Annotated in this window: 26 protein-coding genes and 1 riboswitch; of the genes, 14 read left to right on the top strand and 12 right to left on the bottom strand. The window is 38.9% G+C overall.

The annotated features are described in order from the left end of the window. Nucleotides 1–86 precede the first annotated feature (86 nt). The 6 genes from AC559H_RS22800 to AC559H_RS22775 all read left to right on the top strand — a co-directional run bounded on the left by AC559H_RS22800 (nucleotide 87) and on the right by AC559H_RS22775 (nucleotide 7,099). Nucleotides 87–1,367, top strand: a complete 1,281-nt coding sequence (locus tag AC559H_RS22800) for a lipid-A-disaccharide synthase-related protein (RefSeq protein WP_026794841.1) — start codon at nucleotides 87–89, stop codon at nucleotides 1,365–1,367. Between the two features lie 201 nt (nucleotides 1,368–1,568). Then, nucleotides 1,569–1,772 carry a hypothetical protein gene (locus AC559H_RS22795; RefSeq protein WP_026794842.1) on the top strand — a complete coding sequence of 68 codons (204 nt, stop codon included), beginning with the start codon at nucleotides 1,569–1,571 and terminating at the stop codon, nucleotides 1,770–1,772. Between the two features lie 6 nt (nucleotides 1,773–1,778). Then, complete coding sequence (locus AC559H_RS22790) at nucleotides 1,779–2,222, top strand: HNH endonuclease (protein ID WP_026794843.1); 444 nt, start codon at nucleotides 1,779–1,781, stop codon at nucleotides 2,220–2,222. Between the two features lie 214 nt (nucleotides 2,223–2,436). After that, entirely contained in the window at nucleotides 2,437–6,408 is a 3,972-nt protein-coding gene (locus AC559H_RS22785; protein WP_052349641.1) for a HEAT repeat domain-containing protein, read from the top strand. Nucleotides 6,409–6,468: 60 nt separating this feature from the next. Next, nucleotides 6,469–6,705, top strand: a complete 237-nt coding sequence (gene vap15, locus AC559H_RS22780; protein ID WP_026794844.1) for a type II toxin-antitoxin system VapB15 family antitoxin — start codon at nucleotides 6,469–6,471, stop codon at nucleotides 6,703–6,705. Continuing rightward, entirely contained in the window at nucleotides 6,683–7,099 is a 417-nt protein-coding gene (locus tag AC559H_RS22775; protein ID WP_026794845.1) for a putative toxin-antitoxin system toxin component, PIN family, read from the top strand. Before vap15 ends, AC559H_RS22775 begins: the two co-directional genes overlap by 23 nt. A 69-nt stretch (nucleotides 7,100–7,168) precedes the next feature. Here AC559H_RS22775 and AC559H_RS22770 read toward each other — a convergent pair whose 3' ends face one another. From AC559H_RS22770 to AC559H_RS22760, 3 genes are all read right to left on the bottom strand, one after another. After that, a complete protein-coding gene (locus AC559H_RS22770) occupies nucleotides 7,169–7,393 on the bottom strand; it encodes a hypothetical protein (RefSeq protein WP_026794846.1) in 225 nt (74 codons plus the stop codon). Nucleotides 7,394–7,871: 478 nt separating this feature from the next. Beyond that, entirely contained in the window at nucleotides 7,872–8,138 is a 267-nt protein-coding gene (locus AC559H_RS22765) for a Txe/YoeB family addiction module toxin (protein ID WP_026788604.1), read from the bottom strand. Beyond that, complete coding sequence (locus tag AC559H_RS22760) at nucleotides 8,135–8,359, bottom strand: hypothetical protein (protein WP_026788603.1); 225 nt, start codon at nucleotides 8,357–8,359, stop codon at nucleotides 8,135–8,137. The genes AC559H_RS22765 and AC559H_RS22760 overlap by 4 nt, the downstream gene beginning before the upstream one ends. 379 nt (nucleotides 8,360–8,738) lie before the next feature. Between AC559H_RS22760 and AC559H_RS22755 the strand changes: the two genes are divergently transcribed. Together AC559H_RS22755 and AC559H_RS22750 are read left to right on the top strand one after the other, a co-directional pair. Then, nucleotides 8,739–8,936: a type II toxin-antitoxin system HicB family antitoxin gene (locus tag AC559H_RS22755; protein WP_237745589.1), complete on the top strand. Its 198-nt coding sequence runs from the start codon at nucleotides 8,739–8,741 to the stop codon at nucleotides 8,934–8,936. Continuing rightward, entirely contained in the window at nucleotides 8,936–9,175 is a 240-nt protein-coding gene (locus AC559H_RS22750) for a type II toxin-antitoxin system HicA family toxin (protein ID WP_026788601.1), read from the top strand. Before AC559H_RS22755 ends, AC559H_RS22750 begins: the two co-directional genes overlap by 1 nt. A 163-nt stretch (nucleotides 9,176–9,338) precedes the next feature. Here the strand turns inward: AC559H_RS22750 and AC559H_RS22745 are convergent, their stop codons facing one another. Together AC559H_RS22745 and tnpA are read right to left on the bottom strand one after the other, a co-directional pair. After that, nucleotides 9,339–9,650, bottom strand: coding sequence for a hypothetical protein (locus AC559H_RS22745; RefSeq protein WP_144018189.1), 312 nt, complete (start codon nucleotides 9,648–9,650; stop codon nucleotides 9,339–9,341). Beyond that, a complete protein-coding gene (gene tnpA / locus AC559H_RS22740; RefSeq protein WP_199918606.1) occupies nucleotides 9,626–9,961 on the bottom strand; it encodes an IS200/IS605 family transposase in 336 nt (111 codons plus the stop codon). Before tnpA ends, AC559H_RS22745 begins: the two co-directional genes overlap by 25 nt. A 44-nt stretch (nucleotides 9,962–10,005) precedes the next feature. On the opposite strand from tnpA, the gene AC559H_RS22735 reads away from it, so the two are divergent. Both AC559H_RS22735 and AC559H_RS22730 read left to right on the top strand, forming a co-directional pair. Further along, nucleotides 10,006–10,617 carry a zinc ribbon domain-containing protein gene (locus tag AC559H_RS22735; RefSeq protein WP_081693753.1) on the top strand — a complete coding sequence of 204 codons (612 nt, stop codon included), beginning with the start codon at nucleotides 10,006–10,008 and terminating at the stop codon, nucleotides 10,615–10,617. Nucleotides 10,618–10,732: 115 nt separating this feature from the next. Next, complete coding sequence (locus AC559H_RS22730; protein ID WP_026794849.1) at nucleotides 10,733–11,017, top strand: YiaA/YiaB family inner membrane protein; 285 nt, start codon at nucleotides 10,733–10,735, stop codon at nucleotides 11,015–11,017. A gap of 302 nt (nucleotides 11,018–11,319) precedes the next feature. Here AC559H_RS22730 and AC559H_RS22725 read toward each other — a convergent pair whose 3' ends face one another. After that, a complete protein-coding gene (locus AC559H_RS22725) occupies nucleotides 11,320–13,302 on the bottom strand; it encodes a hypothetical protein (RefSeq protein WP_026798600.1) in 1,983 nt (660 codons plus the stop codon). Nucleotides 13,303–13,867: 565 nt separating this feature from the next. On the opposite strand from AC559H_RS22725, the gene AC559H_RS22720 reads away from it, so the two are divergent. Further along, nucleotides 13,868–14,569 carry a Uma2 family endonuclease gene (locus tag AC559H_RS22720; protein ID WP_026798599.1) on the top strand — a complete coding sequence of 234 codons (702 nt, stop codon included), beginning with the start codon at nucleotides 13,868–13,870 and terminating at the stop codon, nucleotides 14,567–14,569. Nucleotides 14,570–14,697: 128 nt separating this feature from the next. Here AC559H_RS22720 and AC559H_RS22715 read toward each other — a convergent pair whose 3' ends face one another. The 3 genes from AC559H_RS22715 to AC559H_RS22705 are packed head-to-tail and all read right to left on the bottom strand — an operon-like array spanning nucleotide 14,698 to nucleotide 15,798. Continuing rightward, nucleotides 14,698–15,156, bottom strand: coding sequence for a ferredoxin (locus AC559H_RS22715; RefSeq protein WP_026794852.1), 459 nt, complete (start codon nucleotides 15,154–15,156; stop codon nucleotides 14,698–14,700). Continuing rightward, complete coding sequence (locus AC559H_RS22710; RefSeq protein ID WP_026794853.1) at nucleotides 15,156–15,542, bottom strand: DUF1257 domain-containing protein; 387 nt, start codon at nucleotides 15,540–15,542, stop codon at nucleotides 15,156–15,158. The genes AC559H_RS22715 and AC559H_RS22710 overlap by 1 nt, the downstream gene beginning before the upstream one ends. Before the next feature lie 46 nt (nucleotides 15,543–15,588). After that, on the bottom strand, nucleotides 15,589–15,798 hold the full coding sequence (locus AC559H_RS22705) for a DUF2997 domain-containing protein (protein WP_026794854.1): 210 nt from the start codon (nucleotides 15,796–15,798) through the stop codon (nucleotides 15,589–15,591). 485 nt (nucleotides 15,799–16,283) lie between these two features. Here AC559H_RS22705 and AC559H_RS22700 point away from each other — a divergent pair, with 485 nt between their 5' ends. Together AC559H_RS22700 and AC559H_RS22695 are read left to right on the top strand one after the other, a co-directional pair. After that, nucleotides 16,284–18,638, top strand: a complete 2,355-nt coding sequence (locus AC559H_RS22700; RefSeq protein ID WP_026794855.1) for a heavy metal translocating P-type ATPase — start codon at nucleotides 16,284–16,286, stop codon at nucleotides 18,636–18,638. 10 nt (nucleotides 18,639–18,648) lie between these two features. Beyond that, nucleotides 18,649–19,224 (top strand): Uma2 family endonuclease, encoded by a 576-nt coding sequence (locus tag AC559H_RS22695; protein WP_026794856.1) that lies wholly within the window; start codon nucleotides 18,649–18,651, stop codon nucleotides 19,222–19,224. A gap of 59 nt (nucleotides 19,225–19,283) precedes the next feature. Here AC559H_RS22695 and AC559H_RS22690 read toward each other — a convergent pair whose 3' ends face one another. Further along, nucleotides 19,284–19,922: a Coq4 family protein gene (locus AC559H_RS22690; protein WP_026794857.1), complete on the bottom strand. Its 639-nt coding sequence runs from the start codon at nucleotides 19,920–19,922 to the stop codon at nucleotides 19,284–19,286. A gap of 143 nt (nucleotides 19,923–20,065) precedes the next feature. Next, nucleotides 20,066–21,445 (bottom strand): phosphomethylpyrimidine synthase, encoded by a 1,380-nt coding sequence (thiC, locus tag AC559H_RS22685; RefSeq protein WP_026794858.1) that lies wholly within the window; start codon nucleotides 21,443–21,445, stop codon nucleotides 20,066–20,068. 8 nt (nucleotides 21,446–21,453) lie between these two features. Further along, nucleotides 21,454–21,553, bottom strand: a riboswitch (TPP riboswitch). Between the two features lie 137 nt (nucleotides 21,554–21,690). On the opposite strand from thiC, the gene AC559H_RS22680 reads away from it, so the two are divergent. Further along, entirely contained in the window at nucleotides 21,691–22,011 is a 321-nt protein-coding gene (locus AC559H_RS22680) for a DUF433 domain-containing protein (protein WP_026794859.1), read from the top strand. Between the two features lie 53 nt (nucleotides 22,012–22,064). Here AC559H_RS22680 and AC559H_RS22675 read toward each other — a convergent pair. Further along, the coding region (locus AC559H_RS22675; protein ID WP_148292374.1) for a tetratricopeptide repeat protein at nucleotides 22,065–22,588 on the bottom strand (524 nt) is incomplete at its 5' end.

Here is a 22,588-nt window from a genome sequence, read left to right as displayed (position 1 = left end):
AGTAAAAATCTTGGGTTTATTTATTTAACTGATAACTGATAACTAATAACTGATAAAATATTACAACCTATTGAGGAAGTTAGACCATGACTGTCAAAATTCTATCGGTGAGTAATGGTCATGGGGAGGATGCGATCGCCGTTAGGATTTTACGAGAACTCCAAAAACAGCCCCATCCCCCGGAACTCGCCGCCTTACCCTTAGTGGGACTAGGACAATCTTACACTCAACTAGACAACGTTCCCATTATCGGATCAGTAAAATCCCTACCTTCTGGGGGTTTTATTTATATGGATAAACACCAACTCTGGCGAGATCTACAAGCAGGGTTATTTCCCTTAATTATTCAGCAATATCAAACAATTCGTCAATGGGTAAAACAAGGGGGAATAATTCTCGCCGTCGGGGATATTGTGCCTTTATTTTTAGCTTGGTTAAGTGGGGGAAATTATGCTTTTATCGGAACAGCAAAATCCGACTATTATCTTAGGGATGAACAGGGAAAATTACCCTTAACCGGAATGTGGAAATGGTATAAATATTGTGATTCAATTTATTTTCCTTGGGAACGTTGGTTAATGAATCATTCTCGGTGTTTAGGAGTATTTTCTAGGGATACTATAACAACTGAAACCTTACAAAAATATGGGATTCCGGCGATTGATTTAGGAAATCCCATGATGGATAATTTAGAACCTAATATTGATAATTCTAATATTGATCAATTACAGCAGCGATCGCTATTCATTACAATATTACCCGGTTCCCGTTCTCCAGAAGTTAATCGAAATTGGGATATAATTTTACAAGGAGTAGATGCAATTATTCAAAGCTCGATCCGATCAACAGAAAATCCGATCCCTAGCTATCAAGAATTGGTGTTTTTAGGTGCGATCGCCTCTAGTTTAGACCTGCAACCCTTTTGTCAATCTCTCAAGGCTTTAGGATGGCAAGAAACCCCAGATTTAAGATTACCTAATATTAACTTTCCTTGGGGTCACGGAGAATTAATTTTTTCTCAAAAAAATGCTATATTAATCTTGACAAATCAGGCATTTAATGATTGTTTAGCTTTAGGGAATATTGCGATCGCCATGGCCGGAACTGCAACGGAACAATTTGTCGGTTTAGGGAAACCTGCGATCGCAATTCCGGGCGAGGGGCCACAATTTACCCCCACCTTTGCTAATAATCAACAGCGTCTATTAGGGCGGTCATTAATTATAGTAGAAAATCCCACAGAAATTCCTGAAATATTGCGATCGCTTCTTCTTAATTCCGAGCAATTAAAATTAATAGCAGAAAACGGAAAACGTCGCCTCGGACAACCAGGTGCAAGTAGTCGTATTGCCCAATACCTACCGTAGTAAGCCCTTCAGGGCTTAATCCATATTTGCTGGTAAATTTATTATTCATAATTAGGATTTATGAGTCAGCCCTGAAGGGCTTACTACAAATAGGTAATAATCTGGTGACTTGTCCGGCGTTGGTTTGGGGAAGATAACCGCGATCGCCCCTGAAACGACTAAAATAGAATCACAGAATTACAGACTGAGGCTAACTGTTCTATGCCCGAAATTATCGAAATTCCCCTAGAACTGACTCGCTTTCAACTGTCGCCAGCAGTTCAATCCCGTTTGCAATTTCTCTTAGATCGTCAGGATGAAGGCTACACCCTATCTCAAGCAGAACAACAGGAAGCCGAGGGACTGGTTGAATTGATGGAATTTTTATCATTGCTACAGTTACGTTCAACACGGGTGAGCCAGTAATTATTAATGACAAAGATTCCAACTTCTCTCCGTCGATGGGTGATTCAACAAGCTAATAATCGCTGTGAATATTGCGGCATATCTCAGATCGGTCAAGTTGCCACATTTCACATCGACCACGTTATTCCTGTTGTTGCAGGTGGCGAAACCACAGCAGAAAATTTAGCCCTTGCCTGTGTTTCCTGTTCGCTTCGGAAGGGCGCACGGCAGAAAATTGAAGATGCAGAAACGGGTGAATTTGTCTATATTTTTAATCCGCGTCAACAGAGATGGAATGCTCACTTTGCTTGGAATGGCGTGGAAGCGATCGGGTTAACAGCAACAGGTCGAGCAACGGTGCAAGCCCTTGATTTGAATCGGTCAACGATGTTAGCAATTCGGGCAGAAGAGGAATTACGGGGTCGTCATCCACCTCCAGAAGATATCAATCCCGTAGATACTGATTTGTAGGTGATTCTTTTGACTGAGGTTATAATCAAGATGGCTTGAGGAGTATGGGTATGAATTTAGGGCGATCGCACATTAAATTAACCTTAAGTAACGCCCCTTGACAATTTAATGCTAAAATGCACCTTCACTGTCAATACCTCTGGAATTATGGTTATCGATCTTTTTTCCATGATTCTGCTGCCCTTGATGATCAACAGTCCTTGTTAATAAGTGTATGGATCCCTCTATTTTAGGTCTTTTGCTATCTATTGTGACTAACTTAGCCACAGGGCCAATAAATGTTTATGATTGGCCAAAAAATCTGATCAACAAGTTTAAAGGTGATCCAAAGCCCATTAATCACGACTTACAAAAGGCGATTAAGATTGCTTATTTGCAAGCGTTACTAGAAATTGCCCAAGAGTTCAAAGCGGGAATAATTCAGCCATTTCGCCTCTATTTACCGACAGAAATTGATCAAAAAATTGAACAATGGAAAACCGAGTTAGAACAGGTAAAAAATGCCAAAGACGAGACAGAAATATCATCTCCTTTGCAAGATACGGCAGAAATTGAGCAACTCTTATTGTCTCATGGAAAACCAATTGGCGATCGCCTCCAAGAATTAGAAACCCGACTAATTAGCCAAGCATTACAAGGAATTGCTGATATACCACCAGATTACCAAAATCAAATACAGACGGGTTTATTTTCCAGAATATACGCTCATTTTGTCGAGCAATTAAAAACTAATGACCGTGCCTATAGAGCTTTTGAATTAGAATATTTACCAACCATTAATGCAAGTTTAACAGAGATTGGGGTTGGACAAGAGCAAGTTGCTTTGACGATGACAGATATGTTCTCAGTTGTTAATCGCACTGACCAAAATGTTCAAAAAATTATTGATATCCTCAACCCCAAATCATTGACGTTAGAAGACTGGCAAGAAATTTGTCGTCAAAACCTCGCGCAACAAAAGCAACTCACCACTAACCCCTTTACCAACGCCAACGGGGTGACACCGCAACTCGATGAAATTTATGTTCCTTTAGCGATTGTTGAACGCAAACCTCCCAAACCTCCCTCAAGAAATCAGCAGGAAGAAAAGGAAGAAAAGGAAGAAGAAAAACTCATTCCTATTACTGAAGAAAGCTTTTTTGAAGAAGTCTTGCGACAAGGAAAAAGCGAAAGTCAAGGGCGAAAAATAGCAATTATTGGTGAACCGGGTTCGGGTAAAACCACGCGGTTACAGAAAATTGCTGATTGGATTTTAGAGGAAAATTTGGGGTTGCCAATTTGGATATCTTTGGCAGATTTAACCCAACCAACAATTACCCAATATATCGAAGAAATCTGGCTCAAACAAACAGGTAAAAGCCTCACAATTGACGAACTCACCCAACAGAAAGATCGAATTTGGTTATTGTTGGATGGGTTAGATGAAATGACATCGAGGGTAGAAATGCGCCATGTTTCCGCAGTGTTGGGGGGATGGGTGCAAGCGGCGCGGGTGGTGGTGACTTGTCGGGTGAATGTCTGGGAAGCGGATAAGAATGCCTTTTCGGGGTTTGATGTGTTTCGCAATTTGGAGTTTAACCCGGAACAGGTGACGGACTATATTCGCCGTTGGTTTGCGGGGATGGGGGATGCAGCGACGGGGGAGAGTTTAGAGGCGGCGTTAGCAAAGTCGGAAAATTCCCGTCTCAAGGAGTTGATTCAGAATCCCTTGCGGTTGTGGATGTTGTGTCAAATTTGGCAGACAGGCGGCGGTTTGCCGGAAACGCAGGCGGGGTTATACGCGCAGTTTGTGGATTTGGTGTATGACTGGAAGGCGGATGAGAAGATTTTAGACCAACGGGAGGCAATTGATAAAGCCTTGGCGCAGTTGGCGTTGGCGACGATGGAACAGAAAGATGAGGTTTCGCGGTTACGGTTGCGGGAAAGTTGGGTGTTGAAGGTTTTGGGAAGTCGCCCGATTTTTCAGGCGGTGATGAGGTTGGGGTGGTTGAATCGGGTGGAACGGTTGCCAGAGGCGATTTGCGTGTTTTATCATGCCACATTTCAGGAGTATTTTGCAGCCTTGGCGGTGGATGATTGGGATTATTTTTTACCTCGGAATCATGTTAATTTTCCGGTGGCGGGGAAGGAATATCGGATTTTTGAACCGCAGTGGAAGCAGGTAATTTTGTTGTGGTTGGGACGAGATATTGCCAGTGATCAGAAAGAGGAATTTATTCAAGAGTTAGTTGAGTTTAAAGATGGAGTAATATATTTTTATGAATATCAAGCCTATTTTCTAGCAGCAGTAGGGATTAATGAATTTAAGGCTTGTTCCCTCGCTTTAGATATTGTTAGGCAAGTGGTGACGTGGGGGTTTGGTTATTTTAATATTGAAAAACAGAAATGGCAAAATTTTATCGATCCGATTAAAGAAGGGGCGAGAAAGGCGATACCAGAAACGATTCGACCACTCGCTATTACAGAAATTATTAAAATTATTGAAAATTGCCCAGATAAAGATATCCGTAAGCTGGCTGCTGAAAGTTTAAGGGAAATCGGACAAGCAAATCCTCAAGTCATTGCTGCTTTGGTCAAAGTTATCGAAAATACTGAGGATGAATCTACCCGTAGGGAGGCTGCTGAAAGTTTAGGGAAAATCAACCCAGGAAATCCTCAAGCCATTGCTGCTTTGGTCAAAGTTATCCAAAATACTGAGTATGAATTTACCCGTAGGGAGGTTGCTGAAAGTTTAGGGAAAATCGGACAAGCAAATCCTCAAGCCATTGCTGCTTTGGTCAAACTTATCCAAACTACTGAGGATGAATATACCCGTTGGCGGGCTGCTGAAAGTTTAGGGAAAATCGACCCAGGAAATCCTCAAGTCATTGCTGCTTTGTTCAAAGTTATCGAAAATACTGAGAATGAATATACCCGTAAGCGGGCTGCTGAGAGTTTAGGGAAAATCGACCCAGGAAATCCTCAAGTCATTGCTGCTTTGTTCAAAGTTATCGAAAATAATGAGGAGGAATCTACCCATTGGCGGGCTGCTGATAGTTTAGGGAAAATCGACCCAGGAAATCCTCAAGCCATTGCTGCTTTGGTCAAACTTATCGAAAATACTGAGGATGAAGATACCCGTTGGCTTGCTGCTGAGAGTTTAGGGGAAATCGGACAAGCAAATCCTCAAGTCATTGCTGCTTTGGTCAAACTTATCGAAAATACTGAGGATGAAGATACCCGTAAGCGGGCTGCTGAAAGTTTAGAGGAAATCGGACAAGGAAATCCTCAAGCCATTGCTGGTTTGGTCAAAGTTATTGAAAATAATGAGAATGAATTTACCCGTTGGCAGGCTGCTGAAAGTTTAGAGGAAATTGATCCAGGAAATCCTCAAGTCATTGCTGCTTTGTTCAAAGTTATCGAAAATACTGAGGATGAGGATACCCGTTGGCGGGTTGCTGCGAGTTTAGGGAAAATCGACCCAGGAAATCCTCAAGCCATTGCTGCTTTGGTCAAAGTTATCGAAAATACTGAGGATGGATTGGCCTGTTGGCAGGCTGCTTATAGTTTGCAAGAAATATTAACCACACCCAAACAATATGCAGATATCGTCTCAGCCTTAAAAGACTGTCTCAGCGATGAAGTTTACCAAAACGACTTTAGGCGATTTGATGAATGTATTTGGCACTGTGCCGCCAAGCTGCCCTATCCCGAATTTTATCAAGCATGGCACGGTTTAACCGAAACCCAAACCTCCCGCCTCGTCCAAACCCTCAACCTCGCCCAACTCCCCCAACTCCTGCAAACCCAACTCACCGAAACCAACCTCCACCAAACCCTGCAACTCCTCTGCATCGACGGTAGCAAATTCGATAACCGCGATAACCCCGCCACCGACATCTACCTGCAACTCGTCAAAAAACACCACTGCCCCAAATCCACAGAAGGCACGCCCCGCACCCTCACGGAACTCAAAATCTATTGGCAACTCCTAGACTGGGAAAAACACCCCATCCTCATTTTCTACGAAGATGCGAAACCCCAAGGTTTTAGCCAAACTTTTCTCGATTCTCTCACTCGCTTCGACGCTACAATTTGCGTTATTACCGACTCACCCCATCCCACCATTCCCACCTTTTCACCCCAAGATCCGCACCTGATTCAAACTATTATGACTTGGCTGCAACGGACTATTTTAGAGACATGAAGCCATCCTCAATCCAAAAATTTGAGATAAAATATCGATAAACCCTAAGCGTAACGAACAATGACTCCAGCCAGCTATCAACTTTCCCTGAACTTTGAGCAAGTTTTAGCCTTGGTCAAACAACTGCCATATCCAGAAAAATTGCTGTTAAGCCAAGAACTTGAAAAAGAAGTATTAAACAGCCAATTAACAGCCCTTTTAGAGTCATTCAAAACCGATGAACTTTCTTTAGAAACTATTACCGAAGAAGTTGAAGCAGTTAGAAGCGAAATTTATGCCAGAAAACCAGCCTCTTAAAGTAATTATAGACACGAATCTTTGGATTAGCTTCTTGATTGGTAAAGAATTAGCCAATCTCCAAGAATTAATCGTCAATAAAACGCTCCAAGTTGTCTTTTGCAACCAACTCCTAGAGGAAATTAATCTAGTAACTCAAAGACCAAAACTCCAAAAATATTTTCCAGTAGCGAAAGTCCAAGAATTGCTGGAATTGTTGAATATTATTGGTTTATCTATAGAAATAACCTCAGAAGTTTCTATTTGTAGAGATGCTAAAGATAATTATTTATTAGCTTTAGCTAAAGATAGTCAAGCTGATTTTTTAATTACAGGAGATAGAGATTTATTAAGTTTGGTGAATTTTGAGAGGACAGAAATTTTAACTTACAAAGATTTTTTACAAAAAATATGACAAATCTATTCGTCATTTTCTACAAAGAAGCGAAACCCCAAGACCCGCACCTAATTCAAACTATATTGTTTAGCATTTCGCATTTTCTTTCGCTTCTTCTTGTTCTAATAAGCTCATTAATTTCTGAGCAGCGTCACCATAATCATAAGGCGACCAAAGACGATAAACAACGTCATTATCTAATGATTTTAAACCTTCTTCTTTCGCCAATTCATCGGTTAAAAACTGCATCATTTCAACCTTCTCATCACGCGATAACTGCTTAATTTTTGCCAATAATTCAGGATTTGACATAAAACAACCTTGAATTTATTTTTCCATCTTACCACTACCCCAAGGATTTCACGAAACCGGCCACCGACATCTACCTGCAACTCGTCAAAAAACACCATTGCCCCAAATCCACAGAAGGCAAACCCTGTAACCTTGCGTGGCTAACGGACAAATCCCTAGAAGCACCGTTAAAAGGCTTTCCCCCCCCATCAACCCAATCTGTTATCTGCGATTCAAACTTGGTTAGATGAGGCTTGAGAAGATAAGAAACCGGGTTTCTGCAACAATTTTTGTGGCTTACCCAAGATTAAATTAAGAAACCCGGTTTCTGTTCTGGGGAACTTTCTCACCCCAAGACCCGCACCTGATTCAAACTATTATAAATTAGTTGCAACGCACTGTTTTAGAAGCTTAACCTATAACAGAATAGGGGAATCCTCGGCTGTGTGAATAGATGAAAGTAATAAATTTTAAGCCTTTTAGTCTGCCCACTCTACCACTATTCATTGTAATGATACTTACAAGCCACGATCGCAATTTCTTCATCCGTAACTTGGTAAACTAAACGATGTTCATTATCAATACGTCTTGACCAAAAACCACTTAACTCATATTTCAGAGGTTCAGGTTTACCCAATCCTTCAAACGGCGATCTGTCTATATCTTTAATCAGTTCGACAATTTTGCGATAAATCTTTTTGTCTAATTTTACCCACTCAGTAAAATCTTCAAAGGCAGAAGATTCAAAAACAATTCTTCTGCTCATTGTAAATCGGGTAAGTTAACTTCAACTAAATTTTGCCGATTTTTCACGTTATCAACGGCTTGCAAAAGTCGATTTTTATTGACTTCTGATTTCAAAAGGTATTCAGTTTCATCAAATTGTGAAACAATAATTTCAATCTCTTTATCTCCAAAAGTCGCTTTGATTTCTTCTAAAATATTAGTATCTAGTTCGCTGGCTTTTAACCGATAAACTGTTGACATTGTTTTTCCTTGTTTTCGATTCTGATAATTATCTTAGCACCACTCGTCAAAAAACACCACTGCCCCAAATCCACAGAAGGCAAACCCTGTAACCTTGCGTGGCTAACGGACAAATCCCTAGAAGCACCGTTAAAAGGCTTTCCCCCCATCAACCCAATCTGTTATCTGCGATTTAAACTTGGTTAAACAAGACTTGAGAAGATAAAAAACCGGGTTTCTGAGACAATTTTCGTTCAATAAATAGAGGTTTTGAGAGAAACCCTGTTTCTGACCTCATCCTACCCCCAATGAAGCTATAATCAAGCTAGAATATTAGCAAAACTTAATCCTAATCTAATTTGATCCAAGTTATTTTTTAATGAAAAATATCAAAATCATTGTGGAAAAGCACCCTGATGGTTATATTGCCTATCCGTTAGGGATTCAGGGAGTTGTAGTTGGTGAAGGTGATACTTATGAAGAAGCTCTAAATGATGTGCGATCAGCTATTTTATTTCATATTGAGACTTTTGGAGAATCGGTGCTAGAATCTGAATCCTCAATCCTCGAAGCTTTTGTCGCAGAGACAAGCGTATAATGGCAAAGTTTCCAGTTGATGCTCCCAAATCAAAGGTTATTAAGGTACTTGAGGGTTTTGGATTTTCAATAGTCAGGGAAAAAGAACATATTTCTATGATTAGACAAAATCCTGATGGCACAACTACTCCTTTAACTTTGCCCAATCATAAACTGATTAAAGGTTCTACCCTCAGAAGTATCTGCACTCAATCTGGTATCTCACGAGATGATTTTATTGCTGCTTATGAACAAGTTTAGGAATATATTGGCTTTTTCCCTGATCAACCCAACCAGAGAATTAAGAAACACGGTTTCTGACCTCAATCGTAGTAAGCCCTTCAGGGCTTAATCCATATTTGCTGGTAAATTTATTACTCATAATTAGGATTTATGAGTCAGCCCTGAAGGGCTTACTACAAAATTACTGAAAATAATGATAAAGATTAGCAACGGTTAAATCGGGTACTTCTTGCCAATTTTTAGGGGCTAATCCATTTAAACCTGTGGCGATCGCTTTTTCAAAAATATAAGATTCATGATCCCGGCGTAATTCAGGTTTAACGATAAATTTTAATTGATCTTGTAAAGCCGAATAGTGTGATTTTTGTTGTAAATCCTCATAGATTTGCATTTCTAAAGGTTTAATAGTTATGTCATTTTTTGATAATTCAAAATTAACTGATTCCGATGTTTCTGATTCTAACATTCCTAACTCTTTTCGTTCATCGTCCACAAAGAAGGCAGTTTAAGTAAATGAGGAAATTCTTTTCTTAATATTCTTGATGATGCCCCTTTGATTCTAAACATAATTTGATATGGGGCAACTAAAGGGTGGCAACTAATAAACAAATGCACATGATCGGGCATTATCTCCAGAGCTAGGACATCACACTCTAGCTCTTTTGCTTTTTGGTAGATAATTTCTTCCAATCTTCTACTGACTTCATTGACTAATACCCTTTTCCGTCTTTTAGGACAAAAGACAAAATGATAGTTAATCAGGCTCACTGATGTGTTTTTTCTTTTGTACTGATTTTCTGTCATTGTCGATACACACGATTCATCAACCTTATGTTATCATGGTTGGCATGACTAAGATAACTCGGACGATCAAATTAAAATTCGTGGATCTCAACCGTTGTAAAGCTCAAATGTTTGAGCAAATGACGGAAGAAAACACACGGATTGCTAACAACCTGTTGTCATTGCCAATCAAAGAACGGCGTAAAATGACGACAGCTAAGATCATGTCCGAGTTAAAATCTGCCTTGGTTAATCAAGTCATTCGACATACCACTTCTGGTCAATCTCGACATAATTGGTCTTATTATTCTCTGGAGCAAAAACTTAATTATAAGTTAGCTCTAAAAGGATTGAAATTAATTAAAAGACCTGCACCGTATACTTCTAAATCTTGTTCAACTTGTGGTGTTATTGGCAAAAGAAATCGGCATGATTTCAATTGCCCTAATGGTCACTACCATAATTCCGATCTTAATGCTGCACGAAATCTATCTCAATGGGATGGTTTTTCATGTGATTTGAACCTAAAGAGAGATGCTTCTGTAATGGATTCATCCGGTTTAAATTATGGGGTGCTTGGCACACCCCTGAACTCGATGAATACTGGCAAACAAGAGTACATTCAACTGTCTCTATTTGACTGGGCTAGATACGAGAATCCCACCCCTTTAGCGTAGCGTAGGGGTGGGAGTGTCAATTAGACAGTTTCTAAAACTGTCCATGGTGGCTCAGGGGTTTTGTGGCTCAAAACTAAAATAGGATTAACAATAACGCCCCAAGGAAGTCACGGTTATGAGTAATAAACAAATGTTGGCACAAAAAGATACATCAGCTTGGATTCTTCAAGTTTGGCTATCTTTTATTCTGGCTATATCTACAACCGCCGTCGGGATTGCTTACCTCCCCGTTGATATCTGGGTGAAAGGATTTATGGGGATGGGTTTAACCTTTTCGGTGGGGTCTTCTTTTACTTTAGCTAAAACGGTGCGAGATAATTATGAAGCGGACAAATTATTATCTAAAGTTGATCAAGCTAAGTTAGAAAAGTTATTAGCTGAATATAATCCGATGAAGTGATTTAGGCTGTTAATCACAAATCAAAATACAATTGAGATCAATTTTTCTCGCCTGTAGGGTGCGTGTATAGCTTCTCGCACGCACCTATTAGAAACTAAAGTTATTAAGTCACTTAAAGTTACCTAGCGAGCGAGGACGCTCGCACTACCACCGCTATATTTTAAATAATTATAAATTAATTTTTATTGATCTAATTCTTGCTTGATTCGAGATAAATCATCAATAACTTTAGCTGCTTCTTGAAAGCGTTTTTGAAGTCTAGCTAGTTCTTCAACTGAATTCATCGTTTAATCTCCTTGTGATTATAAAATACGATTAAGATTTTTAATATGGGGTTCAAGAGAAATACAAGATTCACAGATTTGATTAAGCATCTCAATTTGTTGAATCAATTTATCAGCATCATCTAAATTTTCTATTTTATTCTCCGGCAAATTTTCTATTTTATTGAACTGATAAATTTCTTTCAATTCTCGGAATAAATTGTATAAAGTAGAATCTAATTTTTCATTAGAGAAAGTAGGCAAGCTGCAACCCACGTCTTGAAAATTAGAATATCTTAATGATTTTGGTTCTTCCAGAATTTCTTTCCAAATTAGTCGATTTTCAGTAAATACTAAACCAACTTTTCCTGAGCCAAATAAACTTTGATCGACTAAAGCTAATATTCTTTCTCCTTGTTCAAGATTTACATACTTATAAAGTGCATTAGCAAGTTTATCTAAAGGAATATTAGGAGATAAAAAATATTCGTTTGTTTTTTCTGATAGATAATAGTTGAATACAGTCATTAAATCATGGGTTTGATGTTCTAATAAAGTATAAAGTCTTGCTTCTAACTGTTTGGCATTATTTTTTTTATTTTTCAGTAATTTGTAGATGCCAAAACCTGCACCCGCAGCAATTAAAGCCGCCCCTCCTGTCATGAAACTAACTCCGCCCAAGGCTGACATAATCGCACTATAAGCCGCCGCCCCTGATAATGTGCCAATGGCTGTTCCTGTACCCGCTACACCAAAAGCTCCCACCGCAGCCCAAGCGGTTGCAATAGTCGCGGCACTGGTTAATGTTCCTGCAACAGCAGCTATTCCTAAATTAACTTTATCTTCTGTATCCATTTGAGAGACGGACACAATGGAAACTAAAGTTGCGGCTCCAATTAATGCGGCTCCCCCCGTTACTACTACTAATCCTCCTAACATTCCTAAACCCCCGGCGGCAACAGAACCTCCTCCTAAAACCGCTAGTGTTGCATTAGTCGCGGCTCCACCTGATAAACCTGCAATGGCAACTTTTGTTCCTGCTTCTACTCCTAATTGCCCCAAAATTGCATGAGCATTCGGCACAATTTGAGCAGCTTTTTTGACAGATTTAGTAACTTTAGTAACCCTGTCTATAATATTATTTGAGTTTTCCTCATTCTTTTGCTCAAATACTCGCTCTGATGCTAACTTATAAATAACTTTACATTCTTCAGGAATGTTTGAATTAAGAACTAATTTATCCAGTTTCAGTAATTGCTGCAAATCGGTAATTTTTTGATTATCTCGAACTTGAATATAAACAAATAAATATTTTTCTTTTTCTACTTTTGATATAATTTTATCTTCGATTAAATTAATAATAAATAATTCTGTTGTAATAGCTTTTGATGTTACGCTGGCATTCAAATATCTCTGTTTAACAGTTACGGGAATATTAGAATTAGTAATTATGGAATCAAGATCATTAAGATAATTTAGCTTACCAATGGATTCACCTGCCCTCACACATTGATAAATTCCTCTTAATGCTTGTTTTTTCTGTTCCGAAAGACGGGAAACTTCTAAAGATTTTTCTAAACATTCCTCAATCCAAATTAGACGATTATTTTCGCTGGCTAATTGATATTTTTGAACAAATTCATCATCTAAATTTTTTTTATTGTTGTCAACTATAAAATCTAATAAATCAAGGGCTGCTATATCATCATTTAATTGATTTTCTTGAATATTTTCATAGGATTGTATACATCTGACTTTGCTATCATATTTAATGTCGCAATTCCTAATTAAATCATTAATTATCTGTTGATAACTATTATTTTTATCATATAAAGTATGAAGAATCAACAGCACATCATTTTGATCTAAACCAGATTTTTTTAATCTTAGTTTAGATCCTTCTTGTAATTGAGCGGGGATTGTGACATCATAGGATTTACCAGATCGCAGAATGACTTTTTGGTTGCCTCCATGACTTGCAATCTGGTCAGGAATAAAAATGTGATAAACTTCTTCAGACATAAACTGCTTAATGATACCCTCAATAGAATATTATAAATTAATATTTCTCAAGTGTCATCAGTAAATTTACGGAATTTTTTTCCCTTGTTCCCTGATTATAGCCTTTAATTACAATTTAAGCTAATGAGAAGCAGTGGGTCGGGTTTAGTAATATTGGGGTGAAGTTACAAAGCTCTCGGAGAACCCGCCCCTACAAATTTCTGAAAACAGGTTATAGCAGTATTAAGCTAATAATAATCGTCCTTTAGGTTCAGGGATAGAACGTCCTAACTCGTCGCTCGAAATTTTCTCGTTCCAATGCTCTGCATTGGAATGCTAATTTTGAGGCTCTGCCTCAAATAATAGGAGGCGGAGCCTCCATAAATAGCATTTCCAGGTAGAACCTGGAAACAAGAGGAAACAATACCCAATTTGTTCTAAGTTTAAAGTAAATTTAGTCATAGTTCTGATTAGAAAGCTATGGGATTATAGTTATTATAAGTAATGCACCAGAAGGCGCGGCTAGTACCATTGCTATTTTGATAAACTATAATAAAAAAACAGTCATCCTAACGGACATTCAATAATGTCTATTGTTGAAGAACAAATTCAAACCCCAACACTTCTCCCTGAAGTGCAATTTCCGCCCAGTGATTTATTGAGTCAGGAGCCTCCATTGGAAAGCGAACTCCATCTCCGCCAAATTCTACTTTTACTTAACTCGTTAGAATGGTTATGGCAAAATCGAGATGATTTTTATGCGATTGGCAACTTAAGCATTTATTATAGTCAACGTCAAAAAAAATCCGAAGAATTTCGCGGGCCAGATTTTTTTGTAGTTTTGGGAACTGAACGAAAACCCCGTAATAGTTGGGTTGTTTGGGAAGAAGATGGCAAATATCCTAATGTCATCATTGAAATGTTATCCAAAACAACGGCTAATACTGATCGCGGAGAAAAAAAAGAAATCTATCAGGATGTTTTTCGTACCCCAGACTATTTTTGGTTTGACCCAAAGACTTTAGAATTTGCCGGATTTCATATTGTTGAGGGTCAATATCAACCCATTCCACCCAATGAAAACGGCTGGTTATGGAGTCAACAATTAGACCTATTTTTAGGGATTCTTGATAATAAATTACGATTTTTTACAATAGGAGGTAAATTGGTTTTAATGCCTGAAGAAGTTGTTATTCAAGAACGACAACAACGAGAAATGTTACAGCAACGGGCTGATAAGTTAGCCGCTAAACTCCGAGAATTAGGAATTGATCCTGAACAACTTTAAAAGGATTTAATACTAAACCTTCCTGATTAAACGGAAGATTAAAATAGGCAAAAGCAGAATATTCTCCTTTTGCCTAATACCAATTAAATGAATAAAAAAAAAGGCAGTTTTAGCCCGCCAGAAATCAGTTATTCGGTTAAAGAATTATCTTGTTTCCGTTTTTGTTTCTGACGTTTCCGGTTAGCTAAACCCGCTTCTACAGGGAAACCAACCACAGGAATTACCTGATCTTGACGTTCTACTTCCAAACGTTTTAGTTCAGTGTAATCCACCCAATTAATACAATTAACCGGACAAGTATCAATTGCTTCCTGTATTAACACGGATGTATCGCCATCCTGTCTAAATACCCGCGCTCGACCATAATCTTCTTGAATAAAAAAAGTATTCCGAGCGACGTGGGAACAGTGTTTACACCCGATACAGGTGAGTTCATCCACATAAACCCCTTTTTGCCGCAATACACCGCCGAGTTCCGGTTCAAGCCCAGAACGTTCCGGTGCATTTCGCAAAAATCCGCCCAATTCTGGTTCTAGTCCAGAACGCTCGGATACGGGATCAGTTAGCGATACAGACCCATCAGACATTAGGCACTCCAGCGTTGTAAAACTAAGCGGATGGAACCATCTTGATGATTTTGTTGTTCTGAAACTTGAAACCCTTGTTTGCTGGTTTCATTGACAACGGTGTGGTAAGCATAGCGTTGAGTGATTTTGCTCAAAAATCGATCAACGGGAACTGCTTGTTGCCAAAATTGTAAATCCGCAACAAACTCATATTCTTGGCCATTCCAAGTAAAGCCTAAGTCATAACCGTTGTCTTGTTCAATTACTACTTGGGCGGGACGGGTTTGACCTTGATAACCGCGAACCTCTTTTGGGCCAGCTTTCCAGTCAATGCCCAGATCACTTAAAGCAGTTTCTAATGAGGTCAGATTCCGAATTTGGGTCTTAATTTGGCTAAAGTGTGACATAGTTAGCTATTTTTAACGAGATTTTCAGTGAACTCAAAAACAGAATTTACCAATGGCTCGAACCGACTTGGGTTGTCGCGGTCTCGGACTGTTGTTGGGTACGGGCGTAATATTCAGAAGTGGTTTCCTGAGTTAGTACGATACCTAATTCGGCTTCCAGGGCGGCGGTTACTTCCGCACAGGAAGACCCAACAATGCCAGTAACTTTCTCCTGCACACGGCCATCTGGATAGATGATGAATTCTAAGGTTTCCATTATGCTAGGGGAATGGCGAGGAAATACACCGACGGTTGACTGTTCAGCGACAACTGACAACTGATGATCCCTTTGTTGATTAAGGTTTGACTCGAAATGTCCGTACATCAATTTTGACGAATGGAGCAAAAAAGAGTCACAACTTAACAAAAGTTATTAATACTTGAAGCAGTAGGACAATTATATGTTAAGTTTATCCCAAATTTACAATCACCGTCTTAAGAAAATCCTCAGAAACCTTTATAATCTTGAGAGGACTGTTGGTGAGCTTTTTTCTTAGCCTCCGCAATTGATTGTTAAGAGAATTTGATCCCCCCTAACTCCATTAAAAAGGGGGGGATTAGATCCCTTCCTTGACCCTGCTTTTTAAGAGGGAATCAAATTCAAAGTCCCCCTTTTTAATGGGGATTTAGGGGGATCTAATCGGGGGATTATCACAAATAATTATATTTTTTCTTTGATAAGTACCAATACTCAAAACCTTTATGCAGCTTGCTTCCCAACCTCTGACTGATGAAACCTTAACCCCACCCCCAACCGAAACGATTATTTTAGATGTATCCGGGATGCAGTGTGCGGGATGTGTAAAAGCGGTGGAACGTCAACTGCTCCAACAGCAGGGGGTGATTTCTGTTTCTGTGAATTTGGCGACGGCAGTGGCAAGGGTTGAATGTGCCGCGAACCAAATTAACCCGGAAAGTCTGGCTGAAATTTTAACGAATACCGGGTTTCCCACCCAACTCCGTAATTTAACATCTTCAGCTACGGAAAAATTAAAGGAGCTACAAGAAAGACATCGCCAGGACATGGGAAAACAAATTCAACGGATTGTTACCTGTGGTCTGTTATTATTATTATCAAGTATTGGACATTTACATCATTTTGGCTTTGCCCATATTCATCTATTAAGTAATATTTGGTTTCATTGGGGACTCGCTACTATTGCTTTATTATTTCCTGCACGTTCTATTATTATTGATGGTGGGCGTAGTTTATTAAATAATGCCCCAAATATGAATACCTTGGTGGGACTGGGAACTCTCACCGCCTATTTAACAAGTTTTGTTGCCTTATTATTTCCCCAATTGGGTTGGGAATGTTTCTTTGATGAACCTGTAATGTTATTGGGGTTCATTTTATTAGGAAAAACCCTAGAACAGCACGCTCGACAACGAGCCGCCACCGCCTTTCAATCTTTAATTGCTTTACAACCAACTACCGCCCGTTTAGTCGCACCTCAATCTCAGGATAATGCAATTTTAAATAGTGTGGAAATTCCCGCCGAACAAGTTAAAGTTGGGGAATGGTTACAGGTATTACCTGGGGAAAAAATAGCCGTTGATGGGGAAATTAGGTTCGGGAAAACAACCGTTGATGAATCAATGTTAACGGGGGAATCTATGCCGATTTTAAAACAAATTGGTGATGATATTTCGGCGGGAACTATTAATCAAACCGGAGTGATTTTAATTGAGGCAACCCGCACGGGTTCCGATACTATTTTAGCACAAATTGTACAATTAGTTGAAACCGCCCAAACTCGCAAAGCCCCGATTCAAAAATTAGCCGATATTGTCGCGGGATATTTTACTTATTTTGTCATGAGTTTGGCGGGTTTAACCTTTCTGTTTTGGTATGGGTTAGGAACTAGAATTTGGCCGGATGTAATTCCCTTGGCGGGAATAGAAATAGCCACGAATGCTCCTTTATTATTAAGTTTAAAATTAGCCATTGCGGTGTTAGTAATTGCCTGTCCCTGTGCTTTGGGATTAGCCACACCAACGGCTATTTTAGTCGGTTCGGGAATAGGTGCAGAAAGGGGATTATTAATCAAAGGTGGGGATATTTTAGAACGGGTACATCAACTGAATACCGTTGTTTTTGATAAGACCGGAACCTTAACTACAGGTTCTCCCATGGTCACAGATTGTATTACTATTTCTGAGTTATCACCACAACAAATATTACAATTAGCGGCAACAGTAGAACAGGGTTCAAATCATCCTATTTCTGAAGCTATTTTAAGGGAAGCAAAAGAGCAGAATTTATCGTTATTAATGGCATCGGATTTTCAAACCGAACCCGGTTTAGGGGTTTCGGCTATTATCGAGAATCAAACTATATTTGTTGGCAATTTAGCTGGGTTAATTGAACATAAAATTAACTATCCTGAAACCTTACCGGAATTTTTAGGAAAAACGATAGTTTATGTTACAATAGATGGTAAAGTTGTCGGGTTAATGGCAATGAGTGACCCCCTCAAAACCGATGCTAAATTAACGGTTTCCCAGTTACAAAATCTGGGGTTACGGGTAATTTTATTAACTGGCGATCGCCAATCCGTTGCCAATGCGATCGCAATTGAGTTAAACTTAAAATCAGAGGATATATTTGCCGAAGTCCGACCGGAAGGGAAAGTTAATCTAATTCAAACCCTACAACAACAGAATCAAGTTGTGGCAATGGTGGGAGATGGGATTAACGATGCACCCGCTTTAGCACAAGCTGATATTGGAATTGGGTTACAAACCGGGACGGATGTGGCGAATGAAACCGCAGATATTGTGTTAACGCGAAATTCCTTAATAGATATCGTTGACTCCATCCAATTAAGTCGCGCCACCTTTAATAAAATTCGTCAAAATTTATTCTGGGCATTCGGTTATAATGTATTAGCAATTCCCCTCGCCGCCGGATTGTTATTTCCCCAATTCGGAATATTATTAAGTCCTTCAACCGCAGGTGCTTTAATGGCATTAAGTTCCGTTACTGTTGTCACCAATTCCTTATTATTACGTCGTCAACTCAAAAGTTGTTGTGCTTCAGCACAATCTTTATAGGGAAAAAATCATGTTAACTGAAATTCAACAACGCCATTACACCCCAGAAGAATATCTGGAATTGGAAGAAAAAGCAGATAGCAAAAACGAATATATTGATGGAAAAATTATTTCTATGGTAGGCGGTACACCCAATCATAACGATATTGCGGGTAATTTTTATGCGTATTTAAAATTTGCCCTCAGAAACCAAAATCATAAAATATTTATCAGTGATATTCGTCTATGGATACCCCATTATCGGATTTATACTTATCCTGATGTGATGGTGATTTCAGGAGAACCTATTCTTCAAGAAAACCGAACCGATACTGTAATTAATCCTTTAATAATTGTTGAAGTTTTATCCCGAAGTACAAAAAACTATGACCAAGGAGACAAATTTGACTATTATCGGTCAATTCCTGAGTTTAAAGAATATATTTTAATTGACCAATATAAAATCTACGTTGAACAGTTTACTAAAACACCTGAAAGTAAATGGTTATTAACAGAATATCATTCTCCTGATGAAATTTTAAGTTTATCTTCTATCAATTTTCAAATCCCGTTAAATGAAATTTATCAAGGGATTAATTGGGGGTAAAATAGGGATATTCAAGAACTATTGTTAGCCTTATATTTTATAGATGTAATAGATAAAGACTAAACAGCAATATCCAAAGAAAGGCGAATATCTTCCAATGGTTTTTCCCAGAGACTATTCCATTGAATTCCAAATAGGGGTTTAGCTTTTTTTCCCATAGTCCATCCTTTCGTTAAAGCATCCATAATGGATTCACAAAGCTCCATTTCTTGAATTGCAGTCTTGAGTAAATTTTTAGAGAGGAGTGACAAAAATAGACGGTCATAATGCAACTGCGCTACATAAAAAGTTTCTAATTTAACCTCACCTGACTTATCAATATCACTATCGGTTACAATGTGCCAAATATCATGAGTTTCACTAAGATGAATTTTTAAATAAGAGAAGTCATTGTCTTCTATTCTTTCAACAGGAACAGGTTTTAAATTATTCTTGAGCATCATATCAGAATAAATGTAACCCAAAGTATTTTTAGGTAACTCATGAAGCTGATGTAAATCAATATTACCCAAAAGGATACGTTCTTTAAATGCACGTTCACCTTGAGGACTTTGACGCAGAAAATTGACAATTTCCTCTAAAGTAGAATCATCATTAATTTCCTTAGAAAGTTTTCCAATTCCTGAAAAATCTCCATAAGGTGCTTTAACAATAGCTAAAAAACTATCAAAAATTGCTGCCTGTTTATCTTGAGTCATAGTATTTCAGTAATATTTGTGGTTGTCTAAAGAATCAAACCAAATCCTAGATAACTCATATTCCGTTGTTGCGCTTAAGCGCATCTTAAACTTAATATTCTACACCAACAAACCGGGTTTACATAAACCCGGTTTATTTCCAATTAACTTTGAGTTACAACTTCTTTTTCCTTAGCTAAGAATTGTTCCAATTCTGTTAACGCATCCGCATCCATTTTAGTTTGCATCGGACAGAATTTCGGCCCACACATAGAACAGAATTCAGCCGTTTTATAGATATCCGCCGGAAGGGTTTCGTCGTGATATTCCTTCGCCCGTTCTGGGTCTAAGGATAACTCAAATTGACGATTCCAATCAAAGTTATAACGAGCTTTTGATAACTCATCATCACGGTCACGGGCGCCAATCCGATGACGGGCAATATCCGCAGCATGGGCGGCAATTTTATAGGCAATTAAGCCATTTCTGACATCTTCTGCATTTGGTAAACCCAGATGTTCTTTTGGCGTCACATAACATAACATTGCTGTGCCGTGCCAACCCGCGATCGCAGCCCCAATTGCTGAGGTAATATGATCATAACCTGGGGCAATATCTGTTACTAACGGCCCCAAAACATAGAAGGGAGCTTCAGAACAATCCTCCATCTGTTTTTTAACATTAAACTCAATTTGATCCATAGGAACGTGCCCAGGGCCTTCTACCATCACCTGGACATCATGTTCCCAGGCGCGACGGGTTAGTTTTCCGAGAGTTTTCAGTTCCGCAAGTTGAGCATCATCAGACGCATCATGGGTACAACCAGGGCGCAAAGAATCCCCTAAACTAAAGGAAACGTCGTATTTTTTGAAGATTTCAATAATATCATCAAAGTGAGTATAAAGGGGATTTTGTTTGTGATGATGCAACATCCAACGGGCAATAATTCCGCCCCCACGGGAGACAATTCCGGTAATTCGACTTCTAACTAAGGGCAGATATTCGATTAACAAACCCGCATGAATGGTCATATAATCCACACCCTGTTGGGCGTGTTTTTCAATAATATGCAGAAAATCATCGGGGGTAAGATTTTCAATTGTGCCGTGAACACTTTCCAAAGCTTGATAAATTGGAACAGTGCCAATAGGAACAGGAGAAGCGTTAATAATAGCGGTACGAATGGTATCTAAATTACCGCCTCCGGTGGATAAATCCATCACCGTATCCGCGCCATATTTTACGGCTAAATTGAGTTTAGCAACTTCTTCTTCTAAATTAGAAGAATTAGGAGAAGCACCAATATTAGCATTAACCTTACATTTAGAAGCAATTCCAATTGCCATCGGTTCTAAATTGGTATGATTAATATTAGCAGGAATAATCATCCGTCCCCGTGCCACTTCTTCCCGAATCAACTCAACAGGTAAATTTTCCCGTTGAGCAACATAGGTCATTTCTTCGGTAATCACGCCTTGGCGGGCGTAGTGCATTTGGGAAACGTTGCCCTGTCCACGCCGTTTGGCGACCCATTCTGTCCGCATTTTGATTTTCCTCGTATTAATAGCTTCCCTCCGCCGGTACTAGCCGGACTCAGGTTCCAAGGGTGTTTTTTCTCAGCCTGAACCTAGCAGGCACCCCTAGCTTATTAATTGAAAATGGTATCACAGTTTTTGTTAATTGGCTATAAATTAATCAAATCTTTAGAAATATCGGGAAAATTTGGGTGTAATTATACTTATCGAATCAAATGCTAATATAAGGATTATTCCATCGCCTGTTAATAACAATGACCGTTGAAATCACTTATCCTCATATTGAAAAAAATCACGGACAACCCGCCCGTTTACAAAGAATTCCCCGCGTCCGTGTTGCCCAAATTGTTATGGACTATCTGAGTTATGGATGGTCAGTTGAAGAAATGTGTCGTCAGCATCCCTATTTAAAATTATCAGAAGCTCATGCAGCGATGGGATATTATTTTGATCATGTCGATGAAATTGATCAAGAAATTCGCGCTGAATGGGAACAATTTCAACAAGAAAAAGCGTTAATTTCTCCTTCTCCATTTTTTATCAAAATGAGAACAAAAGGGATATTTTTTAAATAAAAAACCAACATCTATAACAATTAAATCATGATTTTATCTCAATAATTTTAATATTAATCAAAAGTAAAGTTTCTAATATTATCCATTACGTTTTTATAGTCATCCTCATTACCTTGTTGTCGATACAGTTGCGCCGCTGTTTCCCAGTCTCCCCTCGCTTTTCGTTTATCTCCAACCATATACAAAGCAACACCCCGATTGAGGTAAGCATCAGCATAATTAGGATCAATTTTAATAGCCTTATCGTAATCGGATATCGCCCCTTGATAGTCTTTTAAATTATAGCGAGCATTACCCCGATTGTAGTAAGCAGCAGCATAATTAGGATCAATTTTAAGAGCTTTATCGAAATCGGATATCGCCCCTTGATAGTCTTTTAAATTACCGCGAGCAACACCCCGATTGAGGTAAGCAGCAGCATAATTAGGATCAATTTTAAGAGCCTTATCGTAATCGGATATCGCCCCTTGATAGTCTTTTAAATTATAGCGAGCCCCACCCCGATTGATGTAAGCAGAAGCATCATTAGGATCAATTTTAAGAGCCTTATCGTAATCAGATATCGCCCTTGATAGTC

Source organism: Planktothrix prolifica NIVA-CYA 540 (assembly GCF_963864145.1).
In the GTDB taxonomy this organism is placed as follows: Bacteria; Cyanobacteriota; Cyanobacteriia; order Cyanobacteriales; family Microcoleaceae; genus Planktothrix; species Planktothrix agardhii.
The sequence above is the reverse complement of the archived record's forward strand: the minus strand, read 5'-3'. Positions and strand labels throughout refer to the sequence as shown.